This window comes from Acinetobacter lwoffii, from assembly GCF_019343495.1.
Taxonomy (GTDB): domain Bacteria; phylum Pseudomonadota; class Gammaproteobacteria; order Pseudomonadales; family Moraxellaceae; genus Acinetobacter; species Acinetobacter lwoffii_P.
On record NZ_CP072549.1, the window covers coordinates 2,332,002 to 2,358,961 of the forward strand.

Sequence of the window (26,960 nt, forward strand, 5' to 3'; positions counted from 1 at the left end):
GGCTGACCCTTTTTATATGCTAAATCATGCTTAATCCCGATCCAGACGATGGGCAAATTCTGCAAGATCGGTCAGCGCCTGTTTGGCTTCATCGAACCAGGCGCTGAACATCTGGAAGTTGTGCCACATGCCGGTATACAGTTTAAATTCGACCTCGACACCTGCCTGCTCCGCTTTTTCTTTAAAACGGCTAGCATCATCCAGCAGAATTTCCTTGGAACCCACCTGAATATGAATCGGTGGCAAACCAGTTAAATCGGCGAAAAAGGGAGAAACTTCCGGATCACCCCGATCAATCGAACGCGGCACATAATATTCAATCCCAGTTTGAACTGTTTCCAGAGACAGCAGGACGTCATGCTTCTGGTTATAACGTAAAGATTCACTGGTCAACGTTAAATCCAGCAGTGGAGATAGCAAAATCAGACCGCTGACCTGTGGCAGACTTTCCTGCTGTATTTTGAGTGCCAGCGCCAAGGCCAGATTGGCACCGCAAGAATCGCCGGACAGAATAATATCTTTGGCCTGAACACCTTGATCCAGCAGCAGATTATAGACATCAAACAAGGCTTCTAATGCTTCTGGATAGGCAGATTCAGGTGATAGCGGATAATCGACATGCAGTACCTGCATCTGGGTTCGAGCCGCAATTTGAGTCATAAACGCGCGATGGGTATTTAAAGAACCTAAGTAAAATGCGCCGCCATGAATATGAAAAATCAGCTGGGTCGATTCCTGCTGCGGCTTAATTTCTTCCGCGCGCAGTCCGGCCAGTCGGAGCGAGCGAATCTGTACCGTTTTATCCTGAGGGAAAAGTTTGCACATCTGTTCCAGAGCAATGCGCATTGAACTCGGTGGAAGACTGAATCTGCTCGGGGCACGAATGGCCGTTTTTAAAAAGCTTTCTGTAATTAATTGTTTCGTTAGCGGGCTTATCTTCATCTTCCTTCCATCTTTTTGTGCTTTTATTGATCGTGTAGATTATTTACCAACCATATTTACAAGGTTACACTAAATAGTCACAGCTAAAAATTGAAAAATTGTTGTGACTTTTTAATACTACATGGGTCTATTTTCAGACTAAGGAAATGAAGAAAAATGAAAAAAATAGCGCTTACGTTAGGACTACTAGGCTTATCTGCACTGGCTAATGCCGCGGATCCTTTAAATGGCACGGTATGGAAAACCATTGATGATAAAACCAAGCAGCCTAAGGCCATGGTTAAATTCACTGAACAAAAGAACGGCACTTTGTCAGCCAGTATTCAGTCTGTGTTAACTCCAGGTGAAGAAAATGCCTGCAAGAAATGTGAAGGTCCATATCACAACAAATCTCTGAAAGGCCTGACCATTGTTAAAGGTCTAAAAAATGCTGGCGGGACTAGCTATGACAGCGGTTCGATCCTGGATCCGCAATCCGGTAAAACCTATAAGTTGAAAGGCCAGCTGGCAGACGGTGGCAAGAAACTTGAGCTACGTGGTTTCATCGGCGTAGCGGCATTGGGTCGTAACCAGACCTGGATTCGTGCCAACTAATTTATTTTAAGCAGATATACAAAAGCCTGACCAATGTCAGGCTTTTTTTATGAGTGTTATTCAATACAAGATATTAGCGGTCTAAGCCACGATAAACCGTTTCATTAAAACCGGCAATAAATCCTGTAGAGGTTGCCAGTATTGGACGTTTGATTAAACTGGTATGGGTGGTTAATGCATTAATTAAGGCATTTTCACTCGACAGGGCGGTTTGTTGCTCTTCTTCACTGAGTTTACGCCAGGTGGTGCCTTTCTTATTCAGGACCACGTCCTGACCCAAGGCATCCAGCCAGGTTTTGATGGTTTCAGCATCGATGCCCTGTTTTTTATAATCATGAAATTCATAACTCAGACCTTGCTCAGTCAGTAGATCAAAGGCTTTCTTCATCGAAGTGCAATTTTTAATTCCGTAAATTTTTAACATAGCTGCCATCTAAAAAATTTAAATCATGAACTAGCTTAACCAAATTGGCAGCAGCAAACCATGCAAAAGCAAATGAAAAAAAAGAAAAAATTTTAAATACCAGAAAAGTCATGTCATCAAAATGACATCAAGCAGCTTTAACATGAGCAGCAAGAAAAAGAACAATCTAAATAATAAGAAAAATAAAAATTTGGGAATGATAGAAATAGAAAACCCGCATTTAATCATCCTGATCATGCGGGTCTCAATCCAACGTCCAATGTCACATCCATGCAAAACAAGCTAAATCTATAGTCTGTTTTATTTTCGTCCTACGGCGTCCTGTCCTTGTGTTGTCGTCCTGACATGTCCTTGTGCCGTAGCGCTATAATGCTATGTTATTACATTGAGATAAACCCAAAAAATACGTCATGTTATGTAAGAGATAAACCTTAATTCAGTGAACGTGTGTTCACTGAATTAAATAATGAAAATTATAATTTATAATCGATAATCACTGGGGCATGGTCGCTAAACCATTGTTCTTTATAGACCCAGGCATTAACAGTGCGCTCTTTCCAGTCCGGAGAACAGGCATGATAATCAATCCGCCAACCAACGTTCTTGGCGCGTGCTTGTCCACGGTTTGACCACCAGGAGTATAATTCGGCTTCTTTGCGGACTTCACGGAAAGTATCGACATAACCAAGCTCATCGTAGATATGATCTAGCCAGGCACGTTCATGCGGTAAACAGCCCGAGGCTTTCTGGTTGCCCGACCAGTTTTTAATATCAATACGTTTATGCACGATATTATAGTCACCGCAGACAATCACCGATTTATTTTCATCGCGCCACTGTTTCAGAATTTTTGCGTATTCTTCCAGAAAGTGATCTTTACGCGCTTGTGCTTCATCGCCTGATGAGCCGGAAGGTAGGTACAGGGAACAGATCTGTACGGTTTGTTCTAGACCCAAGTCAAATTCAGCGGCAATAAAACGGCCTTGTGAATCGGCCAGTTCAAAACCCAGGCCATCAGTTAAAGACACAAAAGGCAGACGGCTATAAATGGCCGTACCGGCATAACCCGGACGCTCGGCAGGAAACAGGTGCGTGTACCAGCCTTCAGGCTTGAATTTGTCCGTCCACTGCGCATGCGTGATCCGGCTTTCCTGTATGCAAATCACGTCGGCATCCGACTGTTCCATCCATTCCAATAGACCTTTGGTGACAGATGAGCGTAAGCCGTTGACATTAATTGAAACGACGCGAAGAATTTTTTGATCACCTGAATAGCTACTCTTTGGTATCATGCGCAAGTCTTACCTTAATTAATGGATTTAGGAGCACCTCATGTCAACGCCAGCTCAGTTTAACCCGCAAGCTTTTATCGAACTCGCATTATCACGCGGTGTGCTTAAATTTGGTGAGTTTACTTTAAAATCGGGACGTGTGAGTCCCTATTTTTTTAATGCGGGTCTGTTAAATGATGGTGAAGCCTTGACACTGCTGGCTTCTGGCTATGCTGCAAAACTGACTGAATGTGACCATGTTGAAGTGATTTTTGGCCCTGCCTATAAAGGTATCCCTTTTGTAGCAGCGACCGCGGTGGCTCTGTCGCAAAATCATGGCGTGAGTGTGCCGTGGGGTTTTAATCGCAAAGAAGCCAAAGATCATGGCGAGGGTGGCGTATTGGTTGGTGCTTCTGTAGAAGGTAAAAAAGTCTGGATCATTGATGACGTAATTACGGCAGGCACAGCGATTCGTGAAGTCGTGACCATCCTGAAAAATGCCGGTGCCCAAATTGCCGGTGTACTTGTGGCGCTTGATCGTCAGGAGAAAGGTCAGGGTGATTTATCTGCCATTCAGGAAGTGCAGCAAGAGCTTGAGATTCCTGTACATGCCTTAATTACCATGAAAGATTTAATGGACTATCTGGAAGCGAAAGGCGACCTAGAAGCTTTGGCGAAAATGGAAGATTACCGTGTTAAATACGGGATCTAAGCCTGGATTGGCATAGAAAAGGAAGCTTGAGCTCATTGCTGTCCCACAATTTTTCACAAGAGGAAGCTCATTTGAGCTTCCTCTTGTTTTATGGGTATTTTATCGGGTGAAAATAAAGCTTTTAAAGTTCTTCTTTCAAACAAATTCACTTGAATTATTCTGAGTAAACGTTGAACTGTCCAACCTGTTTTCCCTAAATGTTGAGCGAAACTCACCAATAAATAGGCGATCATCGCAATCCAGATTTGTGTCTGAATTGCGTTCCTGCTGCGGCCTAGAAACGCTTTTAATTTGAGATTCTGCTTAATCGCCTTAAAGAACAGCTCAACTTTCCAACGATCTTTATAAATCGCCGCAATGGTGGAGGCGGCTAAATGAAAGTTATTGCTGAGAAAGCTAAAGTGCTTGCCACTTTGCTGATCTCTATATTCAATTCTTCTTAACACTGGGGCTTTTCTTTTTAGGGCATGTGCGCTATTCAGCTGAATGGTTTCATCTTTTAGAATACCTTTGGATTCAAGCACTGGATGTTGCTGGATCACCTGATACACAGATTTAGGCCTAAAACGTGTGACAAATCCAATGTTTTGAGCAGTCAGATTTGCATACCATTGGTAATCGACATAGCCTTTATCAAAAACTACAATGCTGCCAGCAGGAAACTGGAATTTGCGGCCTTGTACCATGTCATTTTCTTTGCCATTTTCAACTGCAACAAACTCAGGAATATCATTGCTGTGATTCAATCCTATGCTGAGTTTCATGCTGGCTTTTGAGTCGTGAACTTTGGCCCATTCACATAAGGAAAGCGACAGGTCAATATGACTGGCATCCAAGGAATACAAGGGATTCTTAAAGCGAAATTTATGAGCTACTTTTGAGTGTTCATAGTATTTAAGCAACTTGTGAAATAGCTGTTGATACAAGGCAGCAGGCTGCTGCTCATTGATTCGTGCCAGCGTGCTTCGGGGAATAGACTTTGCTCCGAGATGACTTAGCTTTTCCTGTTGGCACTCCAAATTGGATTGAATATCTCTCAGACTTTGTCTACAAGAGAATTGAGACATCAATATGGCAATAAACTGATCCCACCGGGAAGCCGCTCTAAATTTCTGTCCAACATGGTGTACTTTAGCAAGTTGTTCAAAATCCTGTCGCACAACAGGTTTAATTAGCTCATGAAATACGGTATTCTGATGTGACAAAACCTGAATCCTGGTCGTTAAAGTGTTTGTTTGCACTCATATTTTAACTGTTAGGACTCAGGTTTTTTTATTTAAAGCAAACTATGGGACAGCAGTGGCTTGAGCTTCCTTTTTTTATAGATGCTCGATTTTCTAAGTATTTGAAATTTATTATCTCTGTCTATTCTTGTAAGCATTCGCTTACATCAATTCCAGCACTTTGCGGCTGTTTTGAATAGTGGAAATTTCCTATGATGGCTTTAACAGGAACAGGAGGTTCCACACAAGAATAACAATAGATAAATACAAGGAAAGTAAGGTACGACAGGAGTTATACTAAGCGAACCCATACGGAAAACCCCTGGCAGATGCCAGGGGTTTTTCATTTCTATTTCTTTATAGAGCAACGCTTACAACAGCAATGATTCAGAACATGATTCTTAAAAATTCACTGTTAATGAGCTAAATAGAGGAGTAGAAAACCTTTCACCAAAATTATGAATCTTCAGAGCTAAAAAAAGCACCTGAAGGCACTGCTGTCCCATAGTTTGCTTTAAATAAAAAAACCTGAGTCCTAACAGTTAAAATATGAGTGCAAACAAACACTTTAACGACCAGGATTCAGGTTTTGTCACATCAGAATACCGTATTTCATGAGCTAATTAAACCTGTTGTGCGACAGGATTTTGAACAACTTGCTAAAGTACACCATGTTGGACAGAAATTTAGAGCGGCTTCCCGGTGGGATCAGTTTATTGCCATATTGATGTCTCAATTCTCTTGTAGACAAAGTCTGAGAGATATTCAATCCAATTTGGAGTGCCAACAGGAAAAGCTAAGTCATCTCGGAGCAAAGTCTATTCCCCGAAGCACGCTGGCACGAATCAATGAGCAGCAGCCTGCTGCCTTGTATCAACAGCTATTTCACAAGTTGCTTAAATACTATGAACACTCAAAAGTAGCTCATAAATTTCGCTTTAAGAATCCCTTGTATTCCTTGGATGCCAGTCATATTGACCTGTCGCTTTCCTTATGTGAATGGGCCAAAGTTCACGACTCAAAAGCCAGCATGAAACTCAGCATAGGATTGAATCACAGCAATGATATTCCTGAGTTTGTTGCAGTTGAAAATGGCAAAGAAAATGACATGGTACAAGGCCGCAAATTCCAGTTTCCTGCTGGCAGCATTGTAGTTTTTGATAAAGGCTATGTCGATTACCAATGGTATGCAAATCTGACTGCTCAAAACATTGGATTTGTCACACGTTTTAGGCCTAAATCTGTGTATCAGGTGATCCAGCAACATCCAGTGCTTGAATCCAAAGGTATTCTAAAAGATGAAACCATTCAGCTGAATAGCGCACATGCCCTAAAAAGAAAAGCCCCAGTGTTAAGAAGAATTGAATATAGAGATCAGCAAAGTGGCAAGCACTTTAGCTTTCTCAGCAATAACTTTCATTTAGCCGCCTCCACCATTGCGGCGATTTATAAAGATCGTTGGAAAGTTGAGCTGTTCTTTAAGGCGATTAAGCAGAATCTCAAATTAAAAGCGTTTCTAGGCCGCAGCAGGAACGCAATTCAGACACAAATCTGGATTGCGATGATCGCCTATTTATTGGTGAGTTTCGCTCAACATTTAGGGAAAACAGGTTGGACAGTTCAACGTTTACTCAGAATAATTCAAGTGAATTTGTTTGAAAGAAGAACTTTAAAAGCTTTATTTTCACCCGATAAAATACCCATAAAACAAGAGGAAGCTCAAATGAGCTTCCTCTTGTGAAAAATTGTGGGACAGCAATGACCTGAAGGTGCTTTTTCTTATTGCTGTGCTAAATTATAGCGCAACGATATTGATCGCATTTGGACCTTTTTGACCATCAACCACGCTAAAAGAAACGCGCTGACCTTCAAACAAAGTTTTGAAACCAGAACTGCTGATTTCTTTAAAGTGTGCAAAAACGTCAGGACCTGATTCTTGTTGAATAAAACCAAAACCTTTAGTTTCGTTAAACCATTTTACTGTACCGGTAACTGTAGTAGACATAATATAACCTGTTAAATTTTAATAATTTTAGTCATGCAAATGACTATGGATAACTTGGAAAAACAACAAGAATTGAAATAAAGATCTGAAAAAACTGAGGATTATAAATAATACTGCGGCACTTAAAGAAGCTTAACTAAACAACGCTTTTTTCTAGTTAAAGACAGCATAGCCTAAATCAGAAAATATTCAAGTTTTTTATATTTATTATTTATTTTTCTTATAAAAGTAGCTCAATTCTTGTTTTTTAAAGCATTTCAAGCTGATTCGCTTGAGCTTTATCATTTGCATTTAAACTTTAGCGAAGCTAAACAATAAATACACGTTGTGTTTGTGTTACTTTATGTTAATCAAAATCGTTCAGTACCCAGCAAGATTTTACTAAGTCAGTGTATTTTATAACTTTGGGTAAATTAGTATTTGTAGTTTTAAGATAGTTATCGTCATTGTTTGTGTATAAAAATCCACCTATATTAAAATTCAATTGGAAAAATTAACTATAAGAATTTCTTGATTTTAATTTAAAACCAAATACGAGTGAGTCTCATGGATTACTGGAACAGTGTGTTACTTATATCCATCATCACCATGGTTGGACTGGCCATGATCATCCTGTTCGTCGGATGTAAAATGTGGAAGAACTTGGTGGTCACTTTACTGATTGCCACCTTGATTGGTTTTCTGATTGTATGTGCAATCAATTTTGTTTTTGGCGATCGTCTTCAATTTCTATGGGGTGCCCCTGAGACTGGCGATAGCAATTTTATGCTGGAAATGGGGCTGATGAGCCTGTTAATTGGCGGCGTGAGTACCTTTATCATTATGTTAGGCACTTTGGTGGCTAAAAGTAACAGTAGAAATCAAGGCGATGAAGACTAGTTTTTCGCAAAATAACAAGTCTCTTAATGAGTGGGAAAGTGCAGAAAAGCATCGCATGTACAGTTCATAGGCTTAAAAAATCTTTCTCAGTCAAATGTATAGTGCCATAGCGCTACGGGACATGAATGGCGTTTCACATCCCGTAGCTGCATAATTTTCTGTATCAAAAATTTAGAACATCATTCTTAGACCTGCACCATAGATCCAGCCTTTTTCTGAATCAGAACTTTGCTGCCAGGCTGTCTGTTGGTTGCCTTTGCTGTATTCATAACCGACTTCCAGATAAGGCATGAGCTTTTTGCTCAGTTCATAGCGTGTTTCCAGACCCAAGGTTGCATGACTAAGGCCGGTTTTTTTCGCATTCGCTGCCTGATCATTCAGGATGACATCCAGTTCGACAAAGGGCTGCATAATCAGTTTCTGCGTCAATAACAGGTCACGCTCTGTTTCCAGTTTTAATCCGACAAAGTCATCTTCACCGACATAAACATGAGCATCCGTTTCGAAAAAGTAGGGGGCCAGGCCATGTAGCCCAAATACTGCATCGAAGCGCTCGTTCTGCTGTTGTGTAGCAGGCTCGGCTAAATTTTCCTGTCGATAGCGCACCCCGGTCTGCACATCCCAGAAATCGGAAATATTTCGGCTATACAGCACTTTGGCATCATATTCGGCCTGATGCGATTCATGTTTGTCGGCTTCTAGCTTGAGGAAGATTTTATTTTCATCCGTGCCAATTCTGGCTTGGTTCTTGGACTTGAATGCCCCATTTCCCTCTGAACTATGCTGCCATTTCTGGTCCAGAATAATCTGGCTATAAATCTGTGCACCATGTTCTTTACGATGATCATGTTCGCTGGCAGAACTGACTGAATTTTGTGGTATGCTCGGCGCATGCGGTTGATGTGATAACTTTGGTGGTGGTTGATAAGATGCAGCATCTACTGTTTCAGTATGCTGTGCGTGGTCATCAGTCATGTTTTGCATGGCATGATGTCCGCTATGATGCTGATGTTCATTATGACCCGTATGCTCGCTAGAAGCTGCCGCAAAAACACTCAGACTGCTTAGGGTAAGTGCACTGCTGAGCACTGACTTTAGAAAAAGATTAGTGATGTGCATGGCTTGCTCCTTCAGCTGCTGCTGGTTTTGACGGCATTTTTTGTGAAGAAGGGTGAGATGCTTGATCATCATTCACATGCGCCACAATCAGCTTGTTCATCATGCCAGCACTCATGTGATAGAGCAGATGGCAGTGAATCGCCCATTCTCCCAGTTCATCTGCTGTGAGCAGGGTGGTCACCGTTTTCCCGGGCGGCACAATCACGGTGTGTTTATTTGGCATATTTGCAGCAGCCTGACCATTTTCCAGCTGCATAAACATGCCATGCAAATGCATCGGATGGGCCATCATGCTGTCATTGATAAATTTCAGCCGGATCCGCTCGCCATATTTCACTTGAAGTGGCTCGGCATCACTGAATTTTTTACCATTCATGGTCCAGATGTAGCGCTCCATGGTTCCACCCAGACGAATCACCAGTTCACGTTCTGCTGCGCGGGTATCAGGTTGCGGTGTCAGGGCTTTGAGGTCTTGATATTGCAAGGCTTTGTGCCCTGCAGGCGTAGACATATTGGCCCAGCCCTCAACCGGCTGATGAGGCTGATTGGTTCCGGACATGGCATTATGACTTGCATGCATGTCGTGCTGGGCATGTTGATCATGTTCACTTGTGGCAGTCTGCATGGTCTGACTGCTGTGTGTGTCATGTGACATGTCATGTTGTTTGCCATGTCCCATATCTTCCATGGTCAATAAGGCACGAGGGCGCGGTGTTGGTAATTGAACCGGAGCCGGGGCTTTACTTGAATCAGTTGCCTGATGCAGACTGCCAATGGCAAAGCCTGAGCGGTCGATCGATTCCGCTTCAATCTGGTAATGCGCTGCAGTGGGTTCCACAATCACATCATAGGTTTCAGCAGTTCCGATACGGAATTCATCTACATTGACCGGCTGCACCGGTTGTCCATCGGCACTGACCACGGTCATTTTCAGCTGGGGAATACGCACATCGAAAAATGACATGGCGGAAGCATTGATGAAACGCAGGCGGACTTTTTCATTGGGCTGGAACTGGCCACTCCAGTTTTGTTGCGGCGTTTTTCCATTGACCAGAAAGGTATAACCGGTAACATCAGACAGGTCGGTTTTCAGCATACGCATCTGGTTCCACATCTTGCGGTCTGACCAGGTGGCCTTGAGACCGTCACGTTTTACCTGCTTAAATACATCGCCAACGGTTTCGCGCTGGTTCTGATAATATTCGGCCGATTTTTTTAAATTGTTCTGAATCTGCTGGCTGCCCTGTTCGTGAAAATCCGACAGCATCACCACATAATCCCGTTCGGTTTGTTCATGTGCAGGTAGCAATGTCTGGGCTTTGGGGCGAATCACCAATGCGCCATAGAGGCCGTCCTGTTCCTGACCTTTGGAATGTGCGTGATACCAGTAGGTGCCGTTTTGACGAACCTTGAAGCGATAAGTAAAAGACTGTTTCGGTTTGATCCCCTGAAAACCGTTAAATCCGGGGACACCATCCATCAGCCCGGGCAGGAGCAGGCCATGCCAGTGCAGCGAGGTATCCTGATTGTTCAGGTTGTTTTGTACATGAATCACCGCATCATCACCTTCTTCAAATTCCAGCAAGGGTGCAGGGAATTTTCCGTTTACAGTGATACGCTTGACCGTCTTTCCGGTGAGATTGATCGGGCTTTCATCAATGACCAGATGATATTCTTTTACGGCTGCAAACAAGGCAGACGACGAGATGAGACCGAAGCCCAGACACAGGCTTTGACTGATTTTAAGCAACATAACTTAATCCTTAATGAATAAAAAAATTTAAAAATTCAGGATCAAGCTTTGGGTGGGCGCAGGATTTCTTGCCAGTAACCGGCAAGGTGCTGGGCATGGTAAGCAGGGAGGAGGGTTTTTTCCGGATAACCGTGATCAGGCACGCTTAACTCGGGCGTTGTAATGGGCAGGCTGGTGACCAAGTTCTGGCAGGCCATAGTGCCACAATCCAGACAATCTGATGACTGCTGTCACTGACACAGTCCGGCTGAATCAGTTCCTGATCTTGATGATGATCAGTCTTATGCAGCGAGTGAGAAGCAGAGGGTTTTGTCATTTCCAGACAATGAGGATTCGTTTTTTCAGACGGCATAACCAGATGCATGGTGTTTGCAGATGCGACAGACACACTGCTCCAGCCTATGGCAAAAACCACAAGCATCACCAACCAGATCTGTTTGACGAGCCGTATGAGCAAAAGTACACCCTGAAAAAATGCGCTGCATGTTTGAGCAATAAAAGCATAAACGCAGTAACTCAAATTAGCAAATTCTGGACAAGATTATTTTTTAGGTCACCTACATACTACTTTTTTCATAGGTTCAGGTTTCAGTTTCGCACTTTTCGCATTTTCTACAGTCTAGCAGCATCCCGAGTTTTTCTTTACGTCCTTGCTCGGTCATCACCCATGGGCGATTTTGCCAGGGCGGGGTATGTCGCACATGCTGGCCATGTCCGCAGGCCAGTTCTGCAACCCAATGCTGTTCCTCATCCAGGTGAAAACCGATAATGGCCTGTTGCATGGCATACCTCCCTTGAGCTCAAATTGCCTGAGCATCTATCTAAAAACCTATACAAAATAAGTCATGCAAAATCACCATAAACAAAAGAATCCACACAAGCTATACTCCTTGCCAAGTCATTTTTTGAAAAAGAGCAGAGACACATGCGCGTACTTGTTGTGATGGATCCCATTGAAAATGTAAACCTGAAGAAAGACTCGACCATGGCCATGCTGTGGGCAGCAGCCCGTCGCGGGCATGAACTCGGTTATGCATTGCAGCAAGATTTATATATCGATCAGGGCAAGGCCTTTGGTCTGATCGCGCCGTTACAGGTATTTGAAGACTACGACCATTATTATGAACTCGGTGAAAAACGCAAAGAGTCGATCGCTGCTTATGACGTTGTCTTGATGCGTAAAGATCCGCCTTTTGATATGAACTTCGTCTATACCACTTATATTCTGGAGCAGGCAGAGCGCGAAGGGGCATGGATCATCAACAAACCGCAAAGCCTGCGTGACTGTAATGAAAAACTGTTCGCGACCCAGTTCCCGCATCTGCAAGTTCCGACCTTGGTGACTTCGCAGCAAAGCCTGATCCGTGAATTTCTCAAAGAACAGGTCGATGTGATTGTAAAACCTCTAGATGGTATGGGCGGCACCGGGATTTTCCGCCTGTATCAGGATGGCATCAACATCGGTTCAACCATTGAAATGCTGACCAATAATGGTACCCAGCCGATTATGGCGCAGCGTTATATTCCGGAAATTGTCGAAGGCGATAAACGCATCCTGATGATTAATGGTGAGCCAGTGCCGTATTGTCTGGCCCGTATTCCACAAAATGGTGAAGTGCGTGGTAATCTGGCCGCGGGTGGCCTAGGTGAGGCACGCCCCCTGACTGAAAATGACAAAGCCATTGCAGCAAAAGTAGGGCCGTATCTCAGAGAAAAAGGTCTGGTCTTTGTAGGGCTGGATGTGATCGGAAATTATGTTACTGAAATTAATGTAACCAGTCCAACCTGTATCCGTGAAATTGACACCCAGTTTGGCACCTCGATTGCAGATGATCTGTTTGCCGTGCTGGAAGCAGGTCAGGCCAATCAGGTTTAAAAGCAAAATCAGGTGAAAAAAGAGTCTGCTTGCAGGCTCTTTTTTATTTTTTCATTGGGGATAGCGCTTAAATAAAAATGCCGTCATTACCATACCCAGCATCGAAAGGCAGACGGTGATAATGGCAAGATTGGCCCAGTATTGAGTGGCAGATATCAGCGCAGCGCTCAGGGTCAGTATAAAAAACTGTGCGCAGGCTGAAATTTGTAAAACCACACCCACACTGGCTGCTGCATAGGCACGTGGTGCATAGTGCAGGGTAATCGCAAAAACAGTGGTTGGGATCATCCCGCCAATCAGTGAAAACAGCACGGCACTGACAACCTGCAATTCAAATGAGAGCCAGGAATTTGCAGCAAATACCAAGCAACTGCTGCAGAGCATTGCTACAAATCCGGTACTCAATAAGGTGGGCGGTCTATAACCCTGTTGCAGCAACATGCCTGCGCCAAAAGTGCCCCCCAGATTGGCCAGCACGACTATCGAGACCAGCATCCCTGCGCGTTTTAAGTCCAGCCCCTGTTCGACATACAGCGTAGGCAGGAAGCCCGTGACAGTAATCCATTGACTGGTATAACAGGCAAAAATAATCGCCAGACAGATAATGGGAGGATGGGTCAGGGTAATTTGAACAATCTGCCAGAATGAGGTGTTTTCCGTAGCTGGCTGAGAAGAGTCTGGCTGTGTTACCAAGACAGGTTCAATATTTAAATATTGTTTAATCATGCCAGCAATGACAAGGCACAGGCAGCCCAAAATGGCCCAGATCATTTGCCAGTCCAGATATTCAAGCAGGAGAGGAATCGTCAATACGGCCAGACTGACACCGATGCCCATATAGGGACTCCAGAGTCCCATCTTGAAATTCAGTGTCTCAGCGCGGCTGGTACGTTTTAAAATTGCTGGCGCACACAAGGAAATGGTTAAAAACCCGATTCCTTCCATAAAGCGCAATACATATAAAGTGGCAGGCTGCGTAATCCAAAGCCCGGCAAAACTGCTCAGCCCTAAAATGATTAAGGCCATGATCAGGCAGCGCTTTAATCCCATTTTTTCCGAGAAGGCGCCAATGCATAGCGCAAACAGCATTCCGGCAGCCTGCACCAACGCTAATGAAAAACCAGCCTGGGTAAAACTCAGGTTTAAATCCTGCTGCAATACAGGAATCACGGCCGAAAGTTTGCCGACATGGATCGCAGCCAGATAACCGGCCAAGATAATCCATACATCACGACATGAGATTTTTGACATCTATCCGAACTGAGTCCATTTAAAGCATCTGCTTGTACATCAAGCATCATTCATATATAGATATGAATAGCATGAAACTTTTATAAAATTGATAGGATTTAAGCCTAAGATTATCGGCCAATGATAAGAGAGGAGGTGAACGGGAGAAAACGGAAGACCGCTGTAAATAAAGCGCTCTTCGTGGCAAAGTTATTGATAATATAATGAGAAAACTATTTAAAATTGATATGATATGTCACTTAAGTCGAAGGAAAAGTGCAGACCTTATAAATAAAACGAGTCTAAACTAGAAGTTTGCGTGAAAAAAACAATTAAAGCCTTGTTGAAATAAAGTAAATAAACTTTCATGGCCTGAGGTTTGTGATTACAATTGATTACTTAAATCAGATTTCCTGCTCCATTTTTTGAATTGAAGAATTAAACTGTGACCGAAGCTCAGCAAAAACAGCCTAAACATGTCATGATGATGGCCGCAGGTACAGGTGGACATGTGTTTCCAGCGTTAGCTGTTGCCAAAGATTTACAACAAAAAGGTATACAGGTTTCCTGGCTGGCCACGCCCGTAGGCATGGAAAACCGCCTGTTAAAAAACCAGAATATTCCCATTTATCAGATTGATATTCAGGGTGTGCGTGGCAATGGTTTTGTGCGTAAAGCCTTGGCGCCTTTTAAAATTATGAAAGCCACCTTAAGTGCCATGAAATTCATGAAACAGCTTCAGGTCGATGCCGTGGCAGGCTTTGGCGGTTATGTGGCAGGGCCGGGTGGATTGGCCGCGCGTATCTTAGGCATTCCGGTGCTGATCCATGAGCAGAATGCAGTTGCCGGTTTTACCAACACCCAATTGTCGCGTGTGGCAAAGACGGTGTGTCAGGCTTTTCCAAATACTTTTCCGGCCCAAGAAAAAGTCGTGACTACAGGTAATCCGGTACGACAAGAAATTAGCGAAATTTTAAATCCGTCCTGGCGTTATCAGGAGCGTGACAAGGCAGGACTACCCTTACATATTCTGATCGTTGGTGGGTCTTTGGGGGCGCAAGCCTTAAATGAACGGGTTCCAGAAGCTTTAAAGCAACTCAATGTGCCATTAAGCGTCTATCATCAGTGTGGGCAAAATCATGCCGAGTCGACACGGGCACGTTATGAAAATGCACCGGCCAGTCTGCAAGTTGAAGTACAGCCCTTTATTGAAGATATGGCCAAAGCCTATTCTGATGCCGATCTGGTGATTTGCCGTGCCGGAGCTTTGACCGTAACTGAAATTGCCACTGCCGGGGTAGCTGCGATTTTTGTGCCGCTTCCAAGTGCGGTCGATGATCACCAGACGGCCAATGCCGGTTTTCTGGCCAATATCAATGCGGCAAAGATTTGCCCGCAGGCCACGATGACTCCGGAAAGTTTAAAAACATTATTAGAGCCGATGCTGAATCGCCAGCTGTTAATGGAAATGGCCGTGAAAGCACGCCGACAGGCTCAACCTGATGCGACTCAACATGTGGTCCGTTTAATTCAAGAATTGTAATCCGAGTAAACTATGTCTCCAACAACCCCAGCTGAACAAGCGAAAAAATTAATCAAAGTGCCGGAAATGCGCCGTATCAAACACATTCATTTTGTGGGGATCGGTGGTGCAGGCATGTGTGGTATTGCAGAAGTGCTGAAAAACCAAGGCTACAAAGTGTCTGGTTCAGATATCAAGGCTTCTAAGACCACAGCGCAGCTGGAAGCAAACGGGATTAAAGTCTATATCGGACATACTGCAAATAATATTAAAGGTGCTAATGTGATCGTGGTGTCTACCGCGATTGATCAGGAAAACCCGGAAATTAAAACTGCGATTGAAAATCGTATCCCTGTGGTTCGCCGCGCGGAAATGCTGGGTGAACTGATGCGTTACCGTCATGGTATTGCCGTTGCCGGCACGCATGGCAAGACCACGACCACCAGCCTGATCACCTGTATGCTGGCTGAAGAAAACATGGATCCAACCTATGTGATCGGTGGTTTACTGAACCGTACCGGTATGAACGCAGCCTTGGGTGCCAGCCGTTATATCGTGGCCGAAGCCGATGAGTCAGATGCTTCTTTCCTGCACCTGGAACCGATGGCTGCCGTGGTGACCAATATTGATGCCGATCATATGGATACCTATGGCGGTAGCTTCGATGTCCTGAAAGATACCTTTATCCAGTTCCTACAAAAATTGCCATTTTACGGCTTGGCCGTAGTCTGTGGTGATGATGCCAATATCCGTGAAATCATGCCGCGAATTGCACGTCCGTTACTGACTTATGGTTTCAATGAAGACAATGACATCCGCGCAGTAGATGTTGATCAGGATGGCATGCAAACCCACTTTACCGTATTGCGTAAAGAGCGTGAGCCATTGCGTGTAACGGTCAACCAGCCAGGTTTGCATAATGTGCTGAATGCCCTGGCCGCGATTGGTATAGCAACCGATGAAGGCGTGTCGGATGCTTCAATCTGCCGTGCACTGGAAGGTTTTAGTGGTGTGGGTCGCCGCTTTGAAGTTCAGGGTGAGTTTGAAATTGACGGTGGTAATGTGAAACTGGTGGATGACTATGGTCACCATCCAAAAGAAGTGGAAGCGACGATTAAAGCCGCGCGTCAGAGTCATCCAGACCGTCGCCTGGTGATGATGTTCCAGCCACATCGTTTTAGTCGTACCCGTGACTGTTTTGATGATTTTGTGGAAGTGCTTTCGACTGTAGACCAATTGTTGTTGCTGGATGTTTATCCTGCCGGTGAAAAACCGATTGTCGGGGCGGATAGCCGTAGTTTAGCCCGCAGCATTCGTTTACGTGGCGAAGTTGAGCCGATTCTGGTTGATGCGGCGGACGGCAACCTGAATCAGATCATGAGAAAAGTATTGCAAGCAAATGACTTGTTATTAACCCAGGGCGCAGGTAATGTTGGAGCAATCTCAGTCGAACTTGCACAAAATCACTTATATATAAAATAGTCATCTTGTGTGACTGAATTGAATTGACCAGATTGAAAAAAGTTTAAGGATATAAACGTGTCAAATGCTTCAAAATTCGGAAAAGTTGCCGTGTTGCTTGGTGGTAAATCTGCAGAGCGTGAGGTTTCTCTAGACAGTGGTACGGCGGTACTTGAGGCATTAGTGCGTTCAGGGGTCAATGCAGAAGCGTTTGACCCGCAGCAGCGTAGTGTCACAGAGCTGGTAAATTATGATCGTGCTTTCATTGTATTGCATGGACGTGGCGGGGAAGATGGCCAGATCCAGGGCGCACTGGAATGGTTAAACGTACCGTATACCGGTACGGGCGTACAAGGTTCTGCGATCGGCATGGACAAGGTCAAGACCAAGCAGGTCTGGCAGGGTTCGGAATTGCCGACAGCGCCGTATCGCATTGTCACCAAAGATTCTGATGCGACCGACATTGTTAATGCTTTAGGTTTGCCTTTGATTATCAAGCCGGTACATGAAGGTTCCAGTATCGGCATGAGCAAGGTTGAGAAAATTGAAGACTTTGCAGAAGCAATTGCCAAGGCAACTGAACATGATGCTGTGGTGATGGCAGAAAAATGGATTACCGGCCGTGAATATACCATTGTGGTTTTAAATGGTCAGGCGCTGCCGGTGATTCGCCTTGAACCACCTCAAGATGTCGCTTTCTACGATTATGAAGCGAAATATCAGCGTAATGATGTGCAATATGGCATTCCATGTGGTCTGACTGAAGCTGAAGAGCAACAGTTAAAAGCCTTAAGTCTGCGTGCGTTCCAAGCGGTAGGTGCCAGCGGTTGGGGCCGGATTGATGCCATGCAGGATGAACAGGGCAATTTCTGGTTGCTGGAAGTCAATACTGTACCGGGCATGACCAGTCATTCTTTGGTGCCAAAAGCGGCAGCAGCAGTCGGTTACAGTTTTGATGAGCTGTGTGTTGCGATTCTGGAACAGACCTTGACTGGTTCGGCACACTAAATATGGCTCAACTTCCTGTTTCCATGCGCCGTAAACGTGCTGCGATTACTTCAATTCACGACAAGCCGCCAACACGCAAAGAAAAGCTGACCAATTTTGGTGGCTGGTTATTGTTGTGTATTGCGCTACTGGTGCTGGCCTTTGGAATATTGGGCTTATATAAAGTCATGACCAATAGTGACGTGGCAGAGCTGGGTGTCGTGGGTACGCGCTCGGCTGCTGAACAGCGTCAGGTCATGCAGTATGTGTCACCGATTGTGACCGAAAACTATTTTACTTCGGATTTGGAAGCGATCCGTGATCGTACCCTGGAATTGTCCTGGGTAGATCGGGTTGTGGTTTCCCGAGCCTGGCCAAATGGCATTCGGGTGCGGGTGATGCCGCATCATGCGATTGCGCGTTGGGGAACGGGACGTTTATTGAGTGACAGTGGTGTGATTTTCACGGAAGTCACACCCAAGAATTATCAGGCATTACCGTTACTACATGGGCCGGCGAGCCATGCAGAAACCATGATGCGTCGTTATAATGAAATTAATCAATTATTTTTGCCACAAGGCATTCGTCTAAAAGAATTATATCTCACCGAGCGAATGACCTGGTTTATGCAGTTTGATTCGGGTTTAAGAATAATTGTGGATAAAGATCAGACCATGAGCAAATTACAACGCCTGAGCCATCTGTCTCAGAGCGATCTAAAGCCAGTCTGGTCTAAAATTTCGGCCATCGACCTGCGTTATCGCAATGGATTGTCGATCCAGTGGAAAAATTCAATTCCGCCTAAAATTGTAAATGGACATTTTATTGTAACCATTGATGACACGGGCGTTGAGAATAAGGTAACAGTAAAGCCATAATGACCGGCTTTAAAAAATAGAGGCATTTAAAGCCATAAATCTAACAAACACGTAATGGTAGTAGTGAATAATGAGTGAAGCTGTTCCCTCGGTTGTGGCGATTGACATTGGGACACACAAAGTTTCAGTTTTGATTGGCAAGGTACACGCGCCAGACAATATCCAAGTGATTGGTATGGCCACCGCTCGTAACCGAGGCATGAGTAAAGGGAAAATTGTCAGTCTCGATAAAGTTATTACTGCAATTAAAAATGCCGTTCAAGAAGCAGAAGATATGGCGGAATGTCGTGTACATTCTGCTTGGGTCTCTATTCCAAGTGCCGAATTAAAAAGCTTTTATGCTTCAGGTCGTACCTCGATCGACAATAGCGAACATGCGATTACCACCAGTGAAGTGGTGCGTGCACTGGAATTGGCCAAAGCCAGTCATTTGACTTCAGATCATTATCTGGTCAGTGCTGTGCCTCTGGGTTTTGAGCTGGATGATTCACCGGAATGGGTGCTAAACCCGATTCGTATGTCGGCACATAGCATGACCGGGCATTATCATCTGATGATGCTACCGATTAGTACCATGCAGAATATTGATCGCGCCCTGAAAGGTGCCAATATTGGCGTAGAAAAAATGGTGGTGTCGAGCCTGGCCACTGCTGAAGCCAGCCTGCTCAAAGATGAAAAAGAATATGGCGTGTGTCTGGTGGATATCGGTGCTGGCACGACCAATGTTGCGGTGTATGTAGATGGTCGTTTGGCTCTAACCCATACCTTCCAGCGTGGCGGTGAACATGTGACCCGCGATATTGCAGCAGTATTGCAAACCACGACCGAAGAAGCTGAACGCCTGAAATTATTGTATGGCTGTGTCGACCTGAAAGTGGTCAAGCCGGACCATATGATTCAGTTCCAGGGGATTGACGGGCCGCAAACCATCAGCCGGATTGAACTGACTGAAATCATCATGGCGCGTTATGAAGAAATTTTAGGTTTAGTACGTGATGAGCTGGTGAAAAATGGTGCCATCCAGGGCTTGTATCATGGTGTGGTATTGACCGGTGATGCCAGTCATATCGAAGGGATGGTGAGTTTTGTTCGCCGTACCATGGGGGTCTCGGCGCATTTAGGTAATCCGCCGACTCAGGTGTATGCAGACGAACAACATCAGGCTGCTTTACGTCGCTCGCAATATAGTACGGTGGCTGGCTTGCTGATGTTTAGTCAGAGTGATACCCAGGACACGATTGTGGAACAGGATGATGTAGAGCGGTTGTCATTGGCTAAGCGGGTCAAAAGAGCCTTGTTTGGCTTTAATGACACCCTGAAATCAATCTTTTAAGTCGATTTTTATTGTGAATATTGTTGGGAAGATGTAGTTAATCGGGCTTGTACTTGACAAGTGAACGCATGAGCAGCATTCTTAAAAACAATTTTATTAAGATTAAGGCAGTATACGGGCTTAGTGACTGCCAATTATGAATTAGGAATTTTATAGGTCATGGCCTCATTTGAATTTTTCGAAGACGATCATAGCGATAGCAATGGTCAAGCCCGTTTCACTGTGTTTGGTGTAGGTGGTGCGGGTGGTAATGCTGTACAACATATGTTGCAGTCCGATATCCAGGGCGTAAAGTTTGTTTGTGCCAATACGGACAAGCAGGCATTGGATCGCATGGAAGCCGAATTTAAAATTCAGCTGGGCGAGCAAAGTACCCGTGGTTTGGGTGCAGGTGCAAATCCGCAAGTCGGCCAGACAGCAGCAGAAGAAAGCCGTGAACTGATCCGCCAGCAGCTTGAAGGGACCGATATGGTCTTTGTTACTGCGGGTATGGGCGGTGGTACCGGTACCGGTGCGGCGCCAGTCGTGGCTGAAATTGCGAAAGAAATGGGTATCTTGACCGTTGGTGTCGTGACCACGCCATTTAACTTTGAAGGCAAACGCCGTCTACAGTCTGCCGAAAAAGGCATCGAAGCCCTTGAGCAGCATGTAGACTCATTAATCATCATTCCAAACCAGCGTCTATTGAAAGTCTTCCGTGATATTTCAATGAAAGATGCATATAAAAAAGCAGATGATGTGTTACTGAATGCAGTACGCAGTATTTTTGATTTGGTAGTCCGTCCTGGTCATATCAACCTTGACTTTGCTGACTTGAAAACAGCCATGAGCACACGTGGTTATGCCATGATGGGTGTCGGTCTGGGTCGTGGTGAGAACCGTGCACGTCAGGCTGCTGAACAGGCAATCCGTAGTCCATTACTCGACAACGTGACTATCATGAATGCTAAAGGTATTCTGATCAACGTGACTGGTGGCGATGATGTGACTTTCGGCGAAATTGAAGAAATTACCGATGTCGTGAACCAGATTGTCGATTTAGATGAAGGTCAGGTGTTCTACGGTACCGTTTTTGATCCGGATGCGCGTGATGAAATCAGCGTGACTGTGATTGCAACAGGTCTAACCCGTCATGCAGCGGATTCAGTTGAACCGACCAAACGTACCAATGTACAACAGGCAACTCGTCCAGCAGCAGCTGCACAGGCTGTGGTAGAAGATGATGATGTACCGGCAATTCAGCGTCAGCAGCATGAAACAGGTGCAGCAGCGAATCCAGCAGCAGCTTCAGTTTCTAGCCCGCGCCCAACGCCAATGAGCATTCAGGATTATCTTAAGAATCAACAGCGTAAATAACATGTAACATCATGTGTTTAGATGGATTAGACAGGAAAGGTGGCTTTTAAGCCACCTTTTTGTTTTTTATCAATGGCCAAATATGCTAACGTATAGCGGTTTTATAGATGAACAGATGATAAAAGCATGTTGAAACAACGTACCCTAAAACGTGTCGTGAAAGCGAGCGGAATCGGTCTTCACAGTGGGCAAAAAGTCATGATTAACTTTGTGCCGCACCATGCCGATGGGGGAATTGTGTTTCGTCGTATAGACCTGACTCCGCCGGTGGACATTCCTGCTGATGCCATGCTGATTCAGGAAGCCTTTATGTGCTCAAACCTGGTTCAGGAAAATGCCAAAGTAGGCACCATTGAACATGTCATGAGTGCGATCGCTGGTCTGGGCATTGATAACCTAATTATTGAAGTATCGGCTTCTGAAGTCCCGATTATGGACGGCAGTGCAGGTCCGTTTATTTACCTGTTGATGCAGGGCGGTTTGCAAGAGCTGGATGCTGCTAAAAAATTCGTCAAGATTATTAAACCGGTTGAAGCACTGATTGATGACAAACGTGCCATTTTTAGCCCACATGAGGGCTTTCAGCTGAACTTCACCATTGATTTTGATCATCCTGCCTTTAAAAAAGAACATCAGTCTGCCAGTATCGATTTTTCTACTGAAACCTTCGTTTATGAAGTCAGTGAAGCGCGTACCTTTGGTTTTATGAAAGATCTGGATTATCTCAAAGCCAATAACCTGGCGCTGGGTGCCAGTCTGGAAAATGCCATTGGTGTGGATGAAACCGGGGTCGTTAATGAAGAAGGTTTACGTTTCTCGGACGAATTTGTACGTCATAAAATTCTGGATGCCGTGGGTGATTTATACCTGCTCGGACATCAGATTATTGCCAAATTTGATGGTTACAAATCTGGACATGCCTTGAATAATCAACTTTTACGCAATGTGAAAAGTGATCCAAGCTGCTATGAAATTGTAACATTTGATGACGAAGCCAATTGTCCAATCATGTATGTGAATGTGACATAAGTCATTGTGTTTGTGTCTTTATGTTTTTGTTATTGCTTTAATACTGTGACACACATCACATAATGTTCGCTTTTTAATTTATTACATTTGATTGCGATGTTACTTTTTATTGCTTGCCAAACGTAGTAAAGCTTGGCTAAGCTTAGGGTCGCTTATAAAGTCAGCAGCACTACGAAGTAATTCTTGTGTTTCTGCATTTAAGGCTCTTTCAGGTGTTGCTGAAACAGGTGGCGTTTGCGAAGGATTCCGCAAGCAAACTTGAAGTTTAGTAAGATCTGTTAATTCATTTATTTGAGAGAGTTGTGAAATGTATTGCTTTTGAAGATAGGCCAATTGACTGATCATGGCCTGATTTTCACCGGTAATCGTTAACACACCATTTTGATAGCAGACAACTTGCCAGCGTTCCGGTTGGGGCAATAGCGGTTGTACGAGTTTCGTAAGTTTCTGCCAGGCAGCGACTTGTGACGAGAGAAACGAAAAGTTTCCTGTTTTTATCTGTTTTCTTGTTTGTTGAAAAACGTTGACAGGTTCCGACATACATAATTCCTACATATTTATGTCTTAATCTTATGCGCTTCTTTTAGTGGATATCAAGGATAGAGATCTTCAAGGAACTCGATTAAAGCAGTTTAGAGAGGTTTTTTATGCATATGCGACGTATTTTGTTGGCATTTTCTTTATCAGTTTCAGCGGCTTCGGTTGCGTTCGCAGATTTAGTCAATCTAAATCAAGAAAATGGTTCAACAGATCGTATCGAGCAATTGACGCGTACTCTGGCACAGGGTGCATATACTCATCCAGATGATATCGATATTCCAGCACAGACTAAATTGAATGTTCAACTTCGTGAGAAACCAGTTGAACTGAACAATCGAACGCTTGCTCAGAAGTATGCCAATACTTCATCCAATAAAGCGGCAGCAAACAGTGCTTATTCTTGGCTAATTTCTCATCCTTTACCTAATTCTCGCGTAAGTTCAAATTACGGTGGCCGTACCATGAGTGGCCGTGCTGAAAATCATTCAGGCCTTGATCTTGCAGCGCCAAGTGGTACACCAATCTATGCAACAGGTCCAGGGATTGTGACCAAATCAGGTTGGGGCACAGGTTATGGTCAATACGTTGAAATCAATCATGGCAATGGCTATTTAACGCGCTATGCCCATGCTTCACGTCTTATTGCACGTGTGGGAGAGCAGGTGCAAGCAGGTGATCATATTGCCAACGTTGGCTGTACTGGTCGCTGTACCGGTCCACACTTACATTATGAAGTAGTAAAAGACGGTCAACGTAAAAACCCATCTACTTATTTGGCCATGTTACCTTAAGTATAGACCTGAATAACAAGAAGCATCTCTATACATAAAAACCTCCAATAAGCATTTTAAAGCGTTTAAACTGCAGGCTCTTCAAGTCAACTTGAAGGGCTTTTTGTTTTATCACTTTTAAGTTAAGTCTCATATTATCACCAACTATTATAATGATTGTATAATAAATCGCCTTTATTGACTATTTTTTGTTATGTAGTGTAATTATACGTCACCCATCATTTAGTTCCTAAATAGTACTGCTAAATCGCATTCAGCTGAGGCCATACCTGCTGAGGTCTCAAATATGGTACATATAAGAGATTAGATTAGGCTTTTAGGAACTGTAGATTATGGCGTTTTATGGCGATACAGACGCGCAAGAAACCCAAGAATGGCAAGATGCATTTGACTCTGTTTTGCAGCACATGGGCACTGAGCGTGCAGCATTTTTGTTAGAAAAACTTTATCAACGCGCAATTGCAAAGCATGTTCCTATTCAGCGTTTAAATACTCCCTACTTAAATACGATTTCTGTTGAAGAACAGCCTGCAATGCCAGGCGACCAGGACATGGAGCGCCGTATTCGCGCGCTGATCCGCTGGAATGCCTTGGCAATGGTATTACGCGCGAATAAAACCGGTGACGATCTCGGTGGTCACCTAGCGAGTTTTGCTTCTTCCGCAACCCTTTATGATGTGGGCTTTAACCACTTCTTCCGTGCCAACAGCGACAGCTTTGGCGGCGACATGATCTATTATCAAGGTCACTGTGCACCGGGTATTTACGCGCGTTCATTTTTAGAAGGCCGTTTGACTGAAGAGCATCTGAATAATTTCCGTCGTGAAGTAGGCGGTAAAGGTCTGCCATCTTATCCGCATCCTTATTTGATGCCGGACTACTGGCAGTTCCCAACCGTATCGATGGGTCTGGGCCCAATCATGTCGATTTATCAGGCACATATTCAAAAGTACCTGATGAACCGTGGCCTGATCAAAGAAGAAGATCGTAAGGTTTGGGCGTATTTGGGCGATGGCGAGATGGATGAGCCGGAAAGCCTGGGTGCAATTTCTCTGGCAGGTCGTGAAAAGCTCGACAACCTGATTTGGGTAGTAAACTGTAACTTACAACGTCTGGATGGTCCGGTACGTGGTAATGGCAAGATCATTCAGGAACTTGAGTCACTATTCCGCGGCGCAGGCTGGCGTGTGATTAAAGTTGTGTGGGGCCGTCATTGGGATCCACTACTGGATAAAGATAAATCCGGCGCACTGAAAGCAGTGATGGAAGAAGCCGTCGATGGCGATTTCCAGCGTTACCAGGTAAAAGGTGGTGCTTATGCACGTGAAAAATTCTTCGGAAAATATCCAGAAGCAGCTGAGTTGGTTAAAGACTTAAGTGACGAAGATATTGATAATCTGAACCGTGGTGGTCACGACCCGTACAAAGTCTTTGCTGCTTATGCCGAAGCATGTACGGCCAAAGGTCAGCCGACCGTGATTCTGGCGAAAACCGTGAAAGGTTATGGTTTGTCCGAGGAAATCGAAGCAGTCAACAAAACTCACCAAATCAAGAAGATGCAAATCAATTCTTTGAAATACGTGCGTGACCGTTTCAATCTTCCTTTCACCGATGAACAGCTTGAAGAAGTACCATTCTACCGTCCAAGCGAAAACTCACCTGAATTGAAATATATGAAGGCACGTCGTGAAGCTTTAGGTGGTTACCTGCCTGCACGTCGTAAAGAAAGTGAACAGCTGGCGATTCCTGGACTTTCAGTATTTGATTCGGTCTTGGCCGGTTCAAATGGTAAAGAACAATCGACCACGATGGTGATGGTGCGTTTAATCTCTGCACTTCTTAAAGAGAAAGCGATTAAAGACCGTGTTGTGCCAATCGTGCCTGATGAAGCCCGTACTTTCGGTCTGGAAGGGATGTTCCGTCAGCTCGGTATTTATGCCGCGCATGGCCAGAAATATACCCCGGAAGACCAAGAACAGCTGATGCATTACCGTGAAGCCAAAGACGGTCACATGTTGCAGGAAGGGATTAACGAAGCCGGTGCGATGAGTGCATGGGCAGCATTGGCAACCAGTTATTCAACCAATAACCTGCCAATGATTCCGATGTACATGTACTACTCGATGTTTGGTTTCCAGCGTATTGGTGATATTGCATGGGCAGCAGGCGATGCACAGGCACAAGGCTTCTTGCTGGGTGCAACTGCGGGTCGTACTACACTGAACGGTGAAGGTTTACAGCATCAGGATGGTCATTCACACATCTTGGCTAATACCATTCCAAACTGTGTTTCTTATGACCCATGTTTCGGTTATGAATTGGCAGTGATCGTGCATGACGGTTTACAACGTATGTATGTGAACCAGGAACGTGTGTTCTATTACCTGACCGTGATGAACGAAAACTACGAACATCCGGAAATGCCAAAAGGTGTTGAAGAAGGCATCAAGCGCGGTATGTACCTGCTTGAGGAAGATGAAAAAGCCACTGTTCAGTTACTGGGCTCAGGTGTGATTCTGCGTGAAGTGATCAAGGCAGCGAAGATTCTTCGTGAGGAATATCAAATTCATTCAAATGTCTACAGCGTAACCAGCTTCAATGAACTGGCACGTGACGGTATGGCATGTGAAGAATACAACCGCTTGCATCCGCTGACTGAAGATGTGAAAGAAGCATGGGTATCGAAACAGCTCCGCGGTACTGAAGGTATTGTGGTGTCTGCAACCGATCATATGCGTGCTTATAGCGAACAGATCCGTGCTTATCTTCCAGATGGCCGTCCATTCGTAGCATTGGGTACTGACGGTTATGGCCGTTCAGATACACGTGCCAACTTGCGTAGTTACTTCGGTGTCGATGCTGCCCATATTGTGGTTGCAACCCTGAAAAAACTGGCAGATGAAGGTGAAGTTGATGCGCGTCTGGTAAAAGATGCGATCTCGACTTTTGAGCTTGATACAGATCGTCCAGTGGCTTGGGCACCTCAAGAAACCCCATCTGTACATGCTGTTGCTGACTACAAAGAGGAGAACTAA

The 26,960-nt window shown here is 44.6% G+C and carries 25 protein-coding genes; 14 read left to right on the forward strand and 11 right to left on the reverse strand.

What is annotated here, in order from left to right; genetic code table 11:
- Positions 1–30: 30 nt before the first annotated feature.
- Positions 31–942: an alpha/beta hydrolase gene (locus J7649_RS10990; protein WP_219308014.1), complete on the reverse strand. Its 912-nt coding sequence runs from the start codon at positions 940–942 to the stop codon at positions 31–33.
- Positions 943–1,098: 156 nt separating this feature from the next.
- On the opposite strand from J7649_RS10990, the gene J7649_RS10995 reads away from it, so the two are divergent.
- Positions 1,099–1,536, forward strand: a complete 438-nt coding sequence (locus J7649_RS10995) for a DUF2147 domain-containing protein (RefSeq protein WP_005105342.1) — start codon at positions 1,099–1,101, stop codon at positions 1,534–1,536.
- Positions 1,537–1,609: 73 nt separating this feature from the next.
- On the opposite strand, the gene J7649_RS11000 is transcribed toward J7649_RS10995, so the two are convergent.
- Both J7649_RS11000 and J7649_RS11005 read right to left on the reverse strand, forming a co-directional pair.
- On the reverse strand, positions 1,610–1,960 hold the full coding sequence (locus J7649_RS11000) for a Spx/MgsR family RNA polymerase-binding regulatory protein (RefSeq protein ID WP_219308027.1): 351 nt from the start codon (positions 1,958–1,960) through the stop codon (positions 1,610–1,612).
- A gap of 473 nt (positions 1,961–2,433) precedes the next feature.
- A complete protein-coding gene (locus J7649_RS11005) occupies positions 2,434–3,252 on the reverse strand; it encodes an exodeoxyribonuclease III (protein WP_219308029.1) in 819 nt (272 codons plus the stop codon).
- Positions 3,253–3,292: 40 nt separating this feature from the next.
- Here J7649_RS11005 and pyrE point away from each other — a divergent pair, with 40 nt between their 5' ends.
- Positions 3,293–3,943 (forward strand): orotate phosphoribosyltransferase, encoded by a 651-nt coding sequence (gene pyrE / locus J7649_RS11010; protein WP_005267676.1) that lies wholly within the window; start codon positions 3,293–3,295, stop codon positions 3,941–3,943.
- Positions 3,944–3,996: 53 nt separating this feature from the next.
- Here the strand turns inward: pyrE and J7649_RS11015 are convergent, their stop codons facing one another.
- The gene (locus tag J7649_RS11015; protein WP_004645517.1) at positions 3,997–5,148 is read right to left on the reverse strand and encodes an IS4-like element ISAbe18 family transposase; all 1,152 of its coding nucleotides are present in this window, start codon (positions 5,146–5,148) and stop codon (positions 3,997–3,999) included.
- Positions 5,149–5,755: 607 nt separating this feature from the next.
- Here J7649_RS11015 and J7649_RS11020 point away from each other — a divergent pair.
- Positions 5,756–6,907 (forward strand): IS4-like element ISAbe18 family transposase, encoded by a 1,152-nt coding sequence (locus J7649_RS11020; RefSeq protein ID WP_004645517.1) that lies wholly within the window; start codon positions 5,756–5,758, stop codon positions 6,905–6,907.
- A 54-nt stretch (positions 6,908–6,961) separates the two neighbouring features.
- Here the strand turns inward: J7649_RS11020 and J7649_RS11025 are convergent, their stop codons facing one another.
- Positions 6,962–7,171 (reverse strand): cold-shock protein, encoded by a 210-nt coding sequence (locus J7649_RS11025; RefSeq protein ID WP_004281299.1) that lies wholly within the window; start codon positions 7,169–7,171, stop codon positions 6,962–6,964.
- Positions 7,172–7,717: 546 nt separating this feature from the next.
- Here J7649_RS11025 and J7649_RS11030 point away from each other — a divergent pair.
- Complete coding sequence (locus tag J7649_RS11030) at positions 7,718–8,050, forward strand: hypothetical protein (RefSeq protein ID WP_005105347.1); 333 nt, start codon at positions 7,718–7,720, stop codon at positions 8,048–8,050.
- A gap of 171 nt (positions 8,051–8,221) precedes the next feature.
- Here the strand turns inward: J7649_RS11030 and J7649_RS11035 are convergent, their stop codons facing one another.
- From J7649_RS11035 to J7649_RS11050, 4 genes are all read right to left on the reverse strand, one after another.
- Entirely contained in the window at positions 8,222–9,169 is a 948-nt protein-coding gene (locus J7649_RS11035) for a copper resistance protein B (RefSeq protein WP_219308032.1), read from the reverse strand.
- Positions 9,156–10,922, reverse strand: coding sequence for a copper resistance system multicopper oxidase (locus J7649_RS11040; protein WP_219308034.1), 1,767 nt, complete (start codon positions 10,920–10,922; stop codon positions 9,156–9,158). Before J7649_RS11040 ends, J7649_RS11035 begins: the two co-directional genes overlap by 14 nt.
- A 145-nt stretch (positions 10,923–11,067) precedes the next feature.
- Complete coding sequence (locus tag J7649_RS11045; RefSeq protein WP_228738641.1) at positions 11,068–11,379, reverse strand: hypothetical protein; 312 nt, start codon at positions 11,377–11,379, stop codon at positions 11,068–11,070.
- A 124-nt stretch (positions 11,380–11,503) separates the two neighbouring features.
- Entirely contained in the window at positions 11,504–11,704 is a 201-nt protein-coding gene (locus J7649_RS11050; RefSeq protein WP_005250311.1) for a DUF3565 domain-containing protein, read from the reverse strand.
- A 143-nt stretch (positions 11,705–11,847) separates the two neighbouring features.
- Here J7649_RS11050 and gshB point away from each other — a divergent pair, with 143 nt between their 5' ends.
- Complete coding sequence (gshB, locus tag J7649_RS11055; protein WP_071850283.1) at positions 11,848–12,798, forward strand: glutathione synthase; 951 nt, start codon at positions 11,848–11,850, stop codon at positions 12,796–12,798.
- Positions 12,799–12,849: 51 nt separating this feature from the next.
- On the opposite strand, the gene J7649_RS11060 is transcribed toward gshB, so the two are convergent.
- Entirely contained in the window at positions 12,850–14,049 is a 1,200-nt protein-coding gene (locus J7649_RS11060) for an MFS transporter (protein WP_219308036.1), read from the reverse strand.
- Between the two features lie 424 nt (positions 14,050–14,473).
- Here J7649_RS11060 and murG point away from each other — a divergent pair, with 424 nt between their 5' ends.
- The 7 genes from murG to lpxC all read left to right on the forward strand — a co-directional run bounded on the left by murG (position 14,474) and on the right by lpxC (position 22,594).
- On the forward strand, positions 14,474–15,571 hold the full coding sequence (gene murG / locus J7649_RS11065) for an undecaprenyldiphospho-muramoylpentapeptide beta-N-acetylglucosaminyltransferase (RefSeq protein ID WP_219308038.1): 1,098 nt from the start codon (positions 14,474–14,476) through the stop codon (positions 15,569–15,571).
- 12 nt (positions 15,572–15,583) lie between these two features.
- Positions 15,584–17,032 carry a UDP-N-acetylmuramate--L-alanine ligase gene (gene murC, locus J7649_RS11070; protein ID WP_213686551.1) on the forward strand — a complete coding sequence of 483 codons (1,449 nt, stop codon included), beginning with the start codon at positions 15,584–15,586 and terminating at the stop codon, positions 17,030–17,032.
- Between the two features lie 57 nt (positions 17,033–17,089).
- On the forward strand, positions 17,090–18,019 hold the full coding sequence (locus J7649_RS11075; RefSeq protein WP_219308040.1) for a D-alanine--D-alanine ligase: 930 nt from the start codon (positions 17,090–17,092) through the stop codon (positions 18,017–18,019).
- Positions 18,020–18,021: 2 nt separating this feature from the next.
- A complete protein-coding gene (locus J7649_RS11080) occupies positions 18,022–18,876 on the forward strand; it encodes a cell division protein FtsQ/DivIB (RefSeq protein WP_005108153.1) in 855 nt (284 codons plus the stop codon).
- 70 nt (positions 18,877–18,946) lie between these two features.
- Entirely contained in the window at positions 18,947–20,209 is a 1,263-nt protein-coding gene (gene ftsA / locus J7649_RS11085; RefSeq protein WP_004647239.1) for a cell division protein FtsA, read from the forward strand.
- A 159-nt stretch (positions 20,210–20,368) separates the two neighbouring features.
- Positions 20,369–21,565: a cell division protein FtsZ gene (ftsZ, locus tag J7649_RS11090; protein ID WP_219308042.1), complete on the forward strand. Its 1,197-nt coding sequence runs from the start codon at positions 20,369–20,371 to the stop codon at positions 21,563–21,565.
- A gap of 126 nt (positions 21,566–21,691) precedes the next feature.
- On the forward strand, positions 21,692–22,594 hold the full coding sequence (lpxC, locus tag J7649_RS11095) for a UDP-3-O-acyl-N-acetylglucosamine deacetylase (RefSeq protein ID WP_219308044.1): 903 nt from the start codon (positions 21,692–21,694) through the stop codon (positions 22,592–22,594).
- 99 nt (positions 22,595–22,693) lie between these two features.
- Here lpxC and J7649_RS11100 read toward each other — a convergent pair whose 3' ends face one another.
- Positions 22,694–23,134: a DciA family protein gene (locus tag J7649_RS11100; protein WP_004729162.1), complete on the reverse strand. Its 441-nt coding sequence runs from the start codon at positions 23,132–23,134 to the stop codon at positions 22,694–22,696.
- A 107-nt stretch (positions 23,135–23,241) separates the two neighbouring features.
- On the opposite strand from J7649_RS11100, the gene J7649_RS11105 reads away from it, so the two are divergent.
- Both J7649_RS11105 and aceE read left to right on the forward strand, forming a co-directional pair.
- Positions 23,242–23,925 carry a M23 family metallopeptidase gene (locus tag J7649_RS11105; protein ID WP_004281322.1) on the forward strand — a complete coding sequence of 228 codons (684 nt, stop codon included), beginning with the start codon at positions 23,242–23,244 and terminating at the stop codon, positions 23,923–23,925.
- A gap of 332 nt (positions 23,926–24,257) precedes the next feature.
- Positions 24,258–26,960, forward strand: coding sequence for a pyruvate dehydrogenase (acetyl-transferring), homodimeric type (aceE, locus tag J7649_RS11110; protein ID WP_219308046.1), 2,703 nt, complete (start codon positions 24,258–24,260; stop codon positions 26,958–26,960).

Excerpts from the sequence above, each read along its gene's own strand:
- J7649_RS10990 (WP_219308014.1), bottom strand. The coding sequence starts at position 942 with ATGAAGATAAGCCCGCTAACGAAACAATTAATTACAGAAAGCTTTTTA.
- J7649_RS10995 (WP_005105342.1), top strand. The coding sequence starts at position 1,099 with ATGAAAAAAATAGCGCTTACGTTAGGACTACTAGGCTTATCTGCACTG.
- J7649_RS11000 (WP_219308027.1), bottom strand. The coding sequence starts at position 1,960 with ATGTTAAAAATTTACGGAATTAAAAATTGCACTTCGATGAAGAAAGCC.
- J7649_RS11005 (WP_219308029.1), bottom strand. The coding sequence starts at position 3,252 with ATGATACCAAAGAGTAGCTATTCAGGTGATCAAAAAATTCTTCGCGTC.
- pyrE (WP_005267676.1), top strand. The coding sequence starts at position 3,293 with ATGTCAACGCCAGCTCAGTTTAACCCGCAAGCTTTTATCGAACTCGCA.
- J7649_RS11025 (WP_004281299.1), bottom strand. The coding sequence starts at position 7,171 with ATGTCTACTACAGTTACCGGTACAGTAAAATGGTTTAACGAAACTAAA.
- J7649_RS11030 (WP_005105347.1), top strand. The coding sequence starts at position 7,718 with ATGGATTACTGGAACAGTGTGTTACTTATATCCATCATCACCATGGTT.
- J7649_RS11035 (WP_219308032.1), bottom strand. The coding sequence starts at position 9,169 with ATGCACATCACTAATCTTTTTCTAAAGTCAGTGCTCAGCAGTGCACTT.
- J7649_RS11040 (WP_219308034.1), bottom strand. The coding sequence starts at position 10,922 with ATGTTGCTTAAAATCAGTCAAAGCCTGTGTCTGGGCTTCGGTCTCATC.
- J7649_RS11050 (WP_005250311.1), bottom strand. The coding sequence starts at position 11,704 with ATGCAACAGGCCATTATCGGTTTTCACCTGGATGAGGAACAGCATTGG.
- gshB (WP_071850283.1), top strand. The coding sequence starts at position 11,848 with ATGCGCGTACTTGTTGTGATGGATCCCATTGAAAATGTAAACCTGAAG.
- J7649_RS11060 (WP_219308036.1), bottom strand. The coding sequence starts at position 14,049 with ATGTCAAAAATCTCATGTCGTGATGTATGGATTATCTTGGCCGGTTAT.
- murC (WP_213686551.1), top strand. The coding sequence starts at position 15,584 with ATGTCTCCAACAACCCCAGCTGAACAAGCGAAAAAATTAATCAAAGTG.
- J7649_RS11080 (WP_005108153.1), top strand. The coding sequence starts at position 18,022 with ATGGCTCAACTTCCTGTTTCCATGCGCCGTAAACGTGCTGCGATTACT.
- ftsA (WP_004647239.1), top strand. The coding sequence starts at position 18,947 with ATGAGTGAAGCTGTTCCCTCGGTTGTGGCGATTGACATTGGGACACAC.
- ftsZ (WP_219308042.1), top strand. The coding sequence starts at position 20,369 with ATGGCCTCATTTGAATTTTTCGAAGACGATCATAGCGATAGCAATGGT.
- lpxC (WP_219308044.1), top strand. The coding sequence starts at position 21,692 with ATGTTGAAACAACGTACCCTAAAACGTGTCGTGAAAGCGAGCGGAATC.
- J7649_RS11100 (WP_004729162.1), bottom strand. The coding sequence starts at position 23,134 with ATGTCGGAACCTGTCAACGTTTTTCAACAAACAAGAAAACAGATAAAA.
- J7649_RS11105 (WP_004281322.1), top strand. The coding sequence starts at position 23,242 with ATGCATATGCGACGTATTTTGTTGGCATTTTCTTTATCAGTTTCAGCG.
- aceE (WP_219308046.1), top strand. The coding sequence starts at position 24,258 with ATGGCGTTTTATGGCGATACAGACGCGCAAGAAACCCAAGAATGGCAA.